Source organism: Polynucleobacter sp. AM-26B4, assembly GCF_018882285.1.
GTDB lineage: Bacteria > Pseudomonadota > Gammaproteobacteria > Burkholderiales > Burkholderiaceae > Polynucleobacter.
This window is the reverse complement of the sequence record NZ_JACVOT010000001.1, coordinates 978581-987621: the sequence shown is the minus strand read 5'-3', so window position 1 is coordinate 987621 and position 9041 is coordinate 978581. Positions and strand designations below refer to the sequence as shown.

Sequence of the window (9041 nt, the reverse complement as noted above, 5' to 3'; positions counted from 1 at the left end):
CACTCAACAGAACTTCAAAGTAACTTTTTTAAATCTTCTGCAATAGGCTTAGGGCCCTGCTGATGCTTTAAAAATAATCTTAGCTGACCCTTTGTATCAAAAACGTAACTGCCTGCTGTGTGATCAATGGTGTAGCTTGTAGGGCTCTTGCCCGGCACTTTGCTATAAAAAACTTTGAAGTCTTTGGTGATTTTTTCTAACTCTTCAGCTGATTGCGGTCTTAAGCCCAAAAAGCGTTTATCAAAAGCCGGAACATACTGAGACAACAACTCTTGGGTATCGCGCTCAGGATCAACCGTGACAAACATCACCTGCACACGACTAGCATCCTTACCTAGTAACTCCATCACACCTTGCATTTCAGTCATGGTGGTTGGGCAAACATCTGGACACTGTGTGTAACCATAGAACATCACCACCAACTGTCCTTTGAACTCTGATAACTGTCTTCTTTTACCGTTATGGTCAATCAAAGAAAAATCTTTACCAAATGCCTTGCTACCTGTGATGTCCACATTGTTAAATTTGATATTTTGATTAGAGCAGGCCATGACACCAAAGACAGTCAAGACAGCCAGTAAAGCGCGCGCAAAAAAGCGCTGGTTAAGTATTTGAAATGTCATAGGTAGTGATCGATTAAAAGGGCTGCAAATAATAATGAAAGATAAATGATCGAAAATCTAAACGTTCGTTTAGCAAGATCGTCCGAATAATTTCTAAATAGTGCAATGGCGTAAGCCAAGAACATCCCGCCCAATACCAAAGCTGATACCAAATAAAAATAACCGCTCATCTTGTAAATAAATGGCAGGATTGTGGCTGCAATCAAAACCAAGGTGTAGAGCAAAATGTGCAAGAGCGTGAATCTTTCACCATGCGTGACAGGCAACATTGGCAAGCCAGATTGTTTGTAATCTTCACGACGATATAAAGCCAATGCCCAGAAATGCGGTGGCGTCCAAGTAAAGATGATTAAGACCAATAACCAAGCCTCAGCAGGTAAATCATTGGCCACAGCCGCCCATCCCAAAGCTGGCGGCATAGCTCCAGACAAGCCACCAATCACAATATTCTGTGGCGTTGCTGGCTTGAGTAACAAAGTGTAAATAATTGCATAGCCAACAAAAGTGATGAGCGTTGCCCACATGGTCAATGGATTGGCAAAATTCCATAGCAGTACCATGCCAGCCAAACCTATCACCAATGCAAATACTATGATTTGTTTTTGACCAAGCTCGCCAGTGGCTGAAGGTCGCCAAGCAGTTCTTCTCATCTTGGCATCAAGCTTTTGCTCGACCAAACAATTCACGGCAAAGGCCGCGCCAGCCAATAACCAAATACCAATAGAACCGCCAATCAATACAGACCAAGGAACCATTCCAGGTGTTGCCAAAAACATACCGATGATCGCGCAAAAAACAGCGAGCTGTGTCACCCTGGGCTTGGTCAAAGCCCAGTACTGTTGCCATTTTTTCATTGGCGCTAAATTAGCTTGAGTCATGAAGAAAGCCTTTCATGATCAATGTTAACAACTCTGATCATCACAAATACCATCGCAGCAGCACCGCCGGTGTGCAAGACAGCTGCTAGCAATGGCCAATCCAAAATAATATTGCTCATGCCAGTAATCACTTGCAAAAGACCTAGGCCAAATAATGCTGTTGCCCAAAACTTGATTGTAGATGTTGAATTAGTTTTTGAAACAAGCCATAACTTAGAGGCCAAGTAAAAAACCGCCAGCACTGCAAAAATTGCACCCACCCGATGAGTCCAATGAATCGCTTTCAAGGCTTCAATACTTAAGTGATCTCCGTCGGCGGCCTTACCAAGCTCACGCCACAAAGAGAACCCTTCGGAGAAATTCATCTCTGGATACCATGCGCCATGACACAAGGGAAAATCATCGCAAGCTAAAACGGCGTAATTGGTACTGACCCAACCACCCAAGAAAATCTGCAGAATCAAAATGGCTAAAACAATCCAGGCAATTTTCTTAAATGGCACATCAGTTCTAACTGGCCTCAAATCTGCATTTGCGTGCAAACGAGAACTCAAACTTGATAAGTAGGTCAATGCGGCCAACAAAGTTAAGCCCAGCATCAAATGAATCGTCACAATCACTGGTTGCAACTTGAGCGTCACAGTCCATGCACCAAATGCACCTTGAACACATACCAAGATCAAAATGCCGATGGATGTTCTGCTGATCTTTGCTCCAATGGCCTGCTTCTTCATCCAAGACCAAACAACCAAGATGATGATTAAAAAGCCAACACCCATAGCAAAGTAACGATGCAACATTTCTATCCATGCTTTACTTAGTGTTACTGGACCAGTTGGCATCAAACTTTCAGCTTCTCGTATCTGGGCTAAGGCTGCAATTGGATTTGATACACCATAACATCCAGGCCAATCTGGACAGCCCAAGCCTGAGTCTGTTAAACGAGTAAAGGCGCCAAACAAAATTAAATCAAAGGTGAAAAATACCGTTAATAAAACCAAGCGATGAAAGCTAAATTGCTTGAATTTCCACCACATGATCAGTAACAAGACTGCGCCAATAGCGGCACCAATCAATAACAACTGTATCCAGGCAATCAAGCTCATTATTGTGTAGCCTTACCCGTGGCATTCCACTTCAATAATTTTTCTAAATCCTTGGATGTCTTTTTAAAGTCAGGAACTTCTTTATCAGTTGCAAACCGCATCATTCTGTCAGCACGTGGATCCAATAAATGAATCGCTGATTTTTTTCCATCCAATTCAAGCCATTTTTCAACTTCATTCTTTTTAGCTGGATCTTTTGGCATCCTCACAAAAGTAAATCCTGCTACCTCTTGGTCATAGGCCTTAGCAATCTCAGGATCAATATCACCTTGATCGGTCACCAACCAAACCAATTGCACCCTCTGACTCTCTCGACCCATGGCAATGCGTACCTGTCGCATTAAATACAGTAAGTTAACGCACTGATCATTGCCAACCTTGCACTCCGCGCTTGGGCGCGCAATCAACATGGTCCACTTTCCTTGCAGTGGTGCATCAATTGAATCTACTGGCGCACTTTGGACTGGATAAACTAGCTCTCCAATTTTTGTATTACCGCCCGCTGGCTTGATCACATAAAAAGTGAAATAAGAAACAATGACTGGAGCAGCGCATACCAAAAACAACAAGATCATCTGAATACGTCCACGCTTGGTGGCCGCATCAATGCTCTGGCCCTCCGAAGCTGGAATCAGTGGATTTAAATCACTGTCTTTATTCATCAATTTTCTTCCTTAAGATACCTGTAATTAACCAAAATAAAAGTGCAAAAACGGTCAGTGCAAACCACTGAAATGCGTATCCCTGATGTTTTTCAACACCAGTTGTCATCGACGGCCAATCTCTTTGTAAACCATCATCATTGGCTGCTGCAACTTCCCTCAAAACAAAAGGTAAATAATCGAAACCCAAATACTTTGATTGTTTTTGAATATCAAGATTTTGCTGAATTTTTTGACTTTCTGCTGACGAACCTTGAGTACCCATGCTCATGACGCGTGAAGGATACTCAAACGCCAAACCTTCTACTTGAACTGGTCCTGATGGCGTACTGATCTTTGGTAATGCCTCTCGATTCATGCCGTCACGTGGAGCCCAGCCGCGGTTAATCCACAACACTCTCTGACTACCATCTAGTTTCAAAGGAGTCATCACTAAAAAGCCTGTGGAAATACCTGTCTTAGGATCTCTTCCTTGAGGGTGCGGTCTATTCTCTAGCCACACAGATTGATCTTCCAAATAAACGCCTCTAGCTATCATTCTGTGGTGCTTAACTTCACTCAATTGCCAATCTTTATCATTCGCCAACAAAGGGCGAGACTCTTCTTTTTTAGCTATATCTGCTGCAAGCATTAATTTTTGCTGCATCCGATCCAATTGCCAAAAACCCAAAGACAATCCCACTGAACAAACAATCATGGTTGCAGCTGTTGCAATCGGACGCGATAAAACTAATCTTCTCAACATAAAGCAATGATACGATGTACCCCTATGAATTGGATTATCCCTATAGCTTTCTTGTTAATTTTGGGCAGCCTAGGCTCCGCCTTGTTTTTTATGATGCGCGATAAAGGCAAAAGCTCAAAAACTGTTTACTCCCTGATGCTTCGCATTGGTCTATCGATTGTTCTCTTTGCTGGCATTTGGGTTGCTCACACCTTGGGCTACATCCAAAGTACTGGCATCCGTGTTTCAGCCTAATTAATCAACCGCACTGAACTAAAACGACTGAACCAACAGACTGACCCAACATTCACCACTGTATTAAAAAACGCCGCATTTGCGGCGTTTTTTAATGATTCAATCGGTACTAGCCGATTGATCAGTGTTTACATCCAATAAATCACAACGTAAAGACCTAGCCACACTACGTCCACAAAGTGCCAATACCATGCAGCACCTTCAAAGGCAAAGTGGTTTTCTGGTGTGAAGTGACCCTTCGTGACACGGATCAAAACAACTGCCAACATGATGGCGCCCATTGTTACGTGGAAGCCGTGGAAACCAGTCAACATGAAGAATGTTGAGCCATAGATGCCTGAGCTCAACTTCAAGTTCAAGTCGCTGTATGCATGGATGTACTCATAAATCTGGAAGCACATGAAAATCGCGCCAAGGGCAACAGTCGCCGCCAAACCTTGGATTACTTGCTTGCGGTGACCTTCACGCATTGCGTGGTGAGCCCACGTAACAGTTACACCAGAGGCCAATAACAAAATAGTATTGATCGTTGGGATTGGCCATGGACCCATGGTCTTAAAGCTCTCAACCAAACCGGCTGGACCAGCATTTGGCCAAGTGGCTGCAAAATCTGGCCACAATAGTTTGTTATCAATATCACCTAACCATGGCATTGCAATGCTTCTTGCGTAGAAAAGAGCTGAGAAGAAAGCGCCGAAGAACATGATTTCTGAGAAGATGAACCATGCCATAGACCATCTATAAGATACGTCTACGTTCACACTGTTCATGCCACTTTCAGCTTCGCCGATCGCTTCACCGAACCATACATACAAAGATGCAATGGTCCAAACGATACCTGCCAAACAAAGGAACATACCAAGTGTGCTGCCATTAACCCACATCGATGCACCTGAACCAAAGCCAAGCAAACCAATGCTTGTAACAATTGGATGGCGTGTTGGAGCCGGCACATAGTAATACGGGGCTTTAGTAACACTGGAAGACATACTCTCTCTCCTAAAAAATCAATTCGATACAACTGCTTTGACAATGAACAACAATATTGTCATAAAAATAATTGCGCCTAAAACACCAGCAAGCACAATGTGAACAAAAGTCACAGACGCCATATCAGCATCCTGACCAGACCTCTTTCTTACTCCTAAAAACCCCCATAAAACTGCTCTCATGGAGATTAAAAACATCATGATGGAACTTCTTTTTTGATTTTCCATCTTAAATCTTTGAAGGCTTACTGTTGTGCTCACCAGTAATCACTTTTTGACCAGCACCAACCTCAAAGAATGTGTACGACAAAGTAATATTTTTAATACCTTTTGGCAAAGCCGGATCAATGATAAACACCACGGGCATTTCTCTTGACTCATTAGGCTTCAACGTTTGTTCGTCAAAACAAAAGCATTCCAACTTAGTGAAGTGCTCAGTTGCCTGCATTGGTGCATAACTCGGAATCGCTTGAGCTGAAATATTTCTATTTTGAGTATTCACAACCTCGTAAACAACCTGAATCATTTCTCCAGGATGTACTTGCATAGAGTTTTTTACTGAGCGGAATCTGAACGGCCCTTGAGTGTTTGAATCAAACTCAACCGTGATCAATCGTGACTCATCCACTTGGGTATTTTTGCTGGTTGCATGAACCGCGCGCGTACCGTAGTTATTTTTGCTGGTGACAACGTTGATACCAGTCACCTCACACAGAACTCTGTACATTGGAATCAATGCATAACCAAAACCAAACATGGCCGCACTGATCACAGCGAGCTTGATCAGCATTTGACGATTGTATTGGGCTAAGTTAAAAGCCATGATCAGCCGAATATCATTTTCTTAGCAACAATTCCCACAAAGAAGGCGATTGCAACCGTTAACAACACAAGACCCAAGCGACGATTATTCGCGCTTGGATTTTGTGTTTTTTGTTCTGATATTGTCATTTAAATTCCGTTAACACTAATTACTTAACTGTTGGCGGAGTTTCAAATGTGTGAAACGGTGCTGGAGAAGGAACTGTCCACTCCAAACCATTTGCACCATCCCATGGCTTGTCAGCTGCTTTTTGACCACCACGGTATGTTGGCAAAACCACAAACAACAAGAAATAAATCTGCATCAAGCCAAAGCCTAGTGAGCCAATTGAAGCAATCGCATTGAAGTCAGCAAACTGAACTGGGTAGTCTGCGTAACGACGTGGCATACCAGCAAGGCCCAAGAAGTGCATTGGGAAGAATGTGATGTTGAAGAAAATCATTGAGCCCCAGAAGTGAACTTTTCCGCGGAACTCATTCACCATGTGACCAGTCCACTTTGGCGCCCAGTAGTAGAAGCCTGCAAATAGAGCAAACAAAGAACCTGCTACTAGAACATAGTGGAAGTGAGCCACAACATAATATGTGTCTTGAACCATGATATCAATCGGTGCTACAGCCAAAATCAAGCCTGTAAAACCACCCATTGTGAACACGAAGATGAAACCAATTGACCACAACATTGGAGTTTCAAAGGTCATTGAGCCTTTCCACATTGTTGCGATCCAGTTAAAGATCTTCACGCCAGTTGGAACAGCGATCAACATCGTTGCGTACATGAAGAACAACTGACCTGTTACAGGCATACCAGTTGCAAACATGTGGTGCGCCCAAACGATGAAAGACAAAATCGCGATAGAAGCTGTTGCATAAACCATTGAGCTGTAACCGAACAATGTTTTACGAGCAAATGTTGGGATTACTTCACTGATGATGCCGAACGCTGGCAAGATCATGATGTAAACCTCTGGGTGTCCGAAGAACCAGAAAATATGTTGATACATCACAGGGTCACCACCACCTGCTGCTGAGAAGAAGCTAGTACCAAAGTGACGGTCTGTTAGAACCATGGTGATCGCACCAGCCAAAACAGGCATAACAGCGATCAATAGGTAAGCAGTGATCAACCATGTCCAGCAGAACATTGGCATCTTCATCAATGTCATGCCAGGAGCGCGCATGTTCAAAATGGTTACGATGATGTTAATTGAACCCATGATGGATGAAGCACCCATCAAGTGAATTGCAAAAATCGCCATGTCCATACCAGGGCCCATTTGCACTGATAGGGGTGCATACAAGGTCCAACCGGCAGCAGTTGCGCCACCAGGAACTAAGAATGAAGTTAAAAGCAATAAAGCTGCAACAGGCATGATCCAGAAGCTGAAGTTATTCATACGAGCAAATGCCATATCTGAGGCACCTACTTGTAAAGGAATCATGTAGTTTGCGAAGCCTACGAAGGCTGGCATGATCGCGCCGAAAACCATCACTAGACCGTGCATCGTTGTGAGCTGGTTGAATAGCTCAGGACGAATGAATTGCAAGCCGGGCTGGAATAGCTCTAAGCGAATGCCCAAAGCCATGATGCCGCCAGCGATCAAGCTGAAGAAAGAAAATAATAGGTACAGCGTACCGATGTCTTTATGGTTGGTGGCGTATAACCAACGTCTCCAGCCATGCGGATGATCGTGTGCGTGATCGTCGTGGTGATCGTGTGCGTGACTTACTGTGCTCATAGTAGCTCCAATTACCTATCTAATTTAATTATTTCGCTGCACGTGCTGTTGAGAAGTCTTTAGGCTGGATCAATTCACCAGTCTTATTACCCCAAGCATTACGTGTGTATGTCATAACTGCGGCCAACTCAACGTCATTCAATTGAGTCCACTTTGGCATTGCGCCTTTACCTTGCAACAAGATCTTGTACTGAGCATCCTTTGGACCTAAAACAACTTTAGATCCATCTAAACCTGGGAATGCGCCAGCGCCTTTACCGTTGGGCATGTGACATGCGGCACAGTTAGATGCATAAACTTTTTCACCACGTTGCTTTAACTCATCCATTGTGAAAGTTTTTGTTGGATCATCCGCCAAAGCAGCTAATTGCTTTTTCTTATCAGCAACCCATGTTGTGTACTCTGCATCTGTCACAACTTTCACTGCGATTGGCATGAATGCGTGCTCTTTACCGCAAAGTTCTGAACACTGACCGTAGAACGTTCCTACCTTTTCTGCTCTGAACCAAGTATCACGAACGAAACCTGGAATCGCATCTTGCTTAACGCCAAATGCTGGGATGGTCCATGAGTGAATGACGTCATTCGCTGTTGTGACCATACGAATTTTTTTGCCAACAGGCACAACCATCTCGTTATCAACATCAACCAAGTATGTGTTTGATTTCTCAGCTTGGTTATTGATTTGCTCACGAGGAGTTGTCAAAGTTTGCAAGAATGAAATGCCTTCGCCTTCACCCTTGATGTAATCGTAGCCCCACTTCCACTGATAACCCGTCACTTTGATAGTGATGTCAGCGTTAGTTGTGTCTTTCATCGCAACCACTGTTTTAGTTGCTGGCAATGCCATCGCAATAACAATGATCAAAGGCACCACTGTCCAAATGATTTCAACCGTTGTGCTCTCATGGAAGCTTGCAGCTTTGTGACCCAAAGATTTGCGGTGCTTGAAAATTGAATAAAACATCACGCCAAAAACAGCCACAAAAATAACCGCACAGATGATCAACATCATCCAGTGAAGCACAGCCACTTCTTCAGCAACTTTGGTCGCCGCAGGTTGCAGATTTAACTGAAATCTTGAAGGGCCGCCAGGCATGTCATTGATAGCCAAAGCAAAATTAGCGTATAGCGAGCTCACCAAACCAAATAGCAAACCGACCAGTGATGTGCGATGTTTCATCTTCGTTCCTATTTAATAAATTCTTGAATCTGTTGCACCGCATGAACGGCAATGCATTTG

General features: G+C 43.6%; 12 protein-coding genes. 1 reads left to right on the top strand and 11 read right to left on the bottom strand.

The features are described from left to right. Positions 1 to 14: 14 nt before the first annotated feature. From ICE88_RS05020 to ICE88_RS05000, 5 genes are read right to left on the bottom strand one after another with little or no spacing between them, the layout of a single operon-like run. On the bottom strand, positions 15 to 623 hold the full coding sequence (locus ICE88_RS05020) for an SCO family protein (protein ID WP_216250102.1): 609 nt from the start codon (positions 621 to 623) through the stop codon (positions 15 to 17). After that, a complete protein-coding gene (gene cyoE / locus ICE88_RS05015) occupies positions 620 to 1501 on the bottom strand; it encodes a heme o synthase (RefSeq protein ID WP_216250100.1) in 882 nt (293 codons plus the stop codon). Before cyoE ends, ICE88_RS05020 begins: the two co-directional genes overlap by 4 nt. Then, on the bottom strand, positions 1498 to 2607 hold the full coding sequence (locus ICE88_RS05010; RefSeq protein ID WP_216250098.1) for a heme A synthase: 1110 nt from the start codon (positions 2605 to 2607) through the stop codon (positions 1498 to 1500). The genes cyoE and ICE88_RS05010 overlap by 4 nt, the downstream gene beginning before the upstream one ends. Then, positions 2607 to 3269, bottom strand: coding sequence for a hypothetical protein (locus ICE88_RS05005; protein ID WP_216250095.1), 663 nt, complete (start codon positions 3267 to 3269; stop codon positions 2607 to 2609). The genes ICE88_RS05010 and ICE88_RS05005 overlap by 1 nt, the downstream gene beginning before the upstream one ends. Then, positions 3262 to 4014: an SURF1 family protein gene (locus ICE88_RS05000; protein ID WP_216250084.1), complete on the bottom strand. Its 753-nt coding sequence runs from the start codon at positions 4012 to 4014 to the stop codon at positions 3262 to 3264. Before ICE88_RS05000 ends, ICE88_RS05005 begins: the two co-directional genes overlap by 8 nt. A 24-nt stretch (positions 4015 to 4038) precedes the next feature. Here ICE88_RS05000 and ICE88_RS04995 point away from each other — a divergent pair, with 24 nt between their 5' ends. After that, positions 4039 to 4248 (top strand): twin transmembrane helix small protein, encoded by a 210-nt coding sequence (locus ICE88_RS04995; RefSeq protein WP_216250082.1) that lies wholly within the window; start codon positions 4039 to 4041, stop codon positions 4246 to 4248. A 128-nt stretch (positions 4249 to 4376) separates the two neighbouring features. Here the strand turns inward: ICE88_RS04995 and ICE88_RS04990 are convergent, their stop codons facing one another. The 6 genes from ICE88_RS04990 to coxB are packed head-to-tail and all read right to left on the bottom strand — an operon-like array spanning position 4377 to position 8981. Continuing rightward, complete coding sequence (locus ICE88_RS04990) at positions 4377 to 5237, bottom strand: cytochrome c oxidase subunit 3 (protein ID WP_216250079.1); 861 nt, start codon at positions 5235 to 5237, stop codon at positions 4377 to 4379. Positions 5238 to 5255: 18 nt separating this feature from the next. Then, positions 5256 to 5465: a DUF2970 domain-containing protein gene (locus ICE88_RS04985; protein WP_215290429.1), complete on the bottom strand. Its 210-nt coding sequence runs from the start codon at positions 5463 to 5465 to the stop codon at positions 5256 to 5258. 1 nt (position 5466) lies between these two features. Continuing rightward, positions 5467 to 6060 (bottom strand): cytochrome c oxidase assembly protein, encoded by a 594-nt coding sequence (locus ICE88_RS04980; protein ID WP_216250076.1) that lies wholly within the window; start codon positions 6058 to 6060, stop codon positions 5467 to 5469. Between the two features lie 2 nt (positions 6061 to 6062). Beyond that, entirely contained in the window at positions 6063 to 6188 is a 126-nt protein-coding gene (locus ICE88_RS04975) for a cytochrome oxidase small assembly protein (RefSeq protein ID WP_216250075.1), read from the bottom strand. A 20-nt stretch (positions 6189 to 6208) separates the two neighbouring features. Continuing rightward, positions 6209 to 7798 (bottom strand): cytochrome c oxidase subunit I, encoded by a 1590-nt coding sequence (ctaD, locus tag ICE88_RS04970; protein WP_216250072.1) that lies wholly within the window; start codon positions 7796 to 7798, stop codon positions 6209 to 6211. A 28-nt stretch (positions 7799 to 7826) separates the two neighbouring features. Beyond that, positions 7827 to 8981: a cytochrome c oxidase subunit II gene (gene coxB / locus ICE88_RS04965; RefSeq protein WP_370624430.1), complete on the bottom strand. Its 1155-nt coding sequence runs from the start codon at positions 8979 to 8981 to the stop codon at positions 7827 to 7829. Positions 8982 to 9041 lie beyond the last annotated feature (60 nt).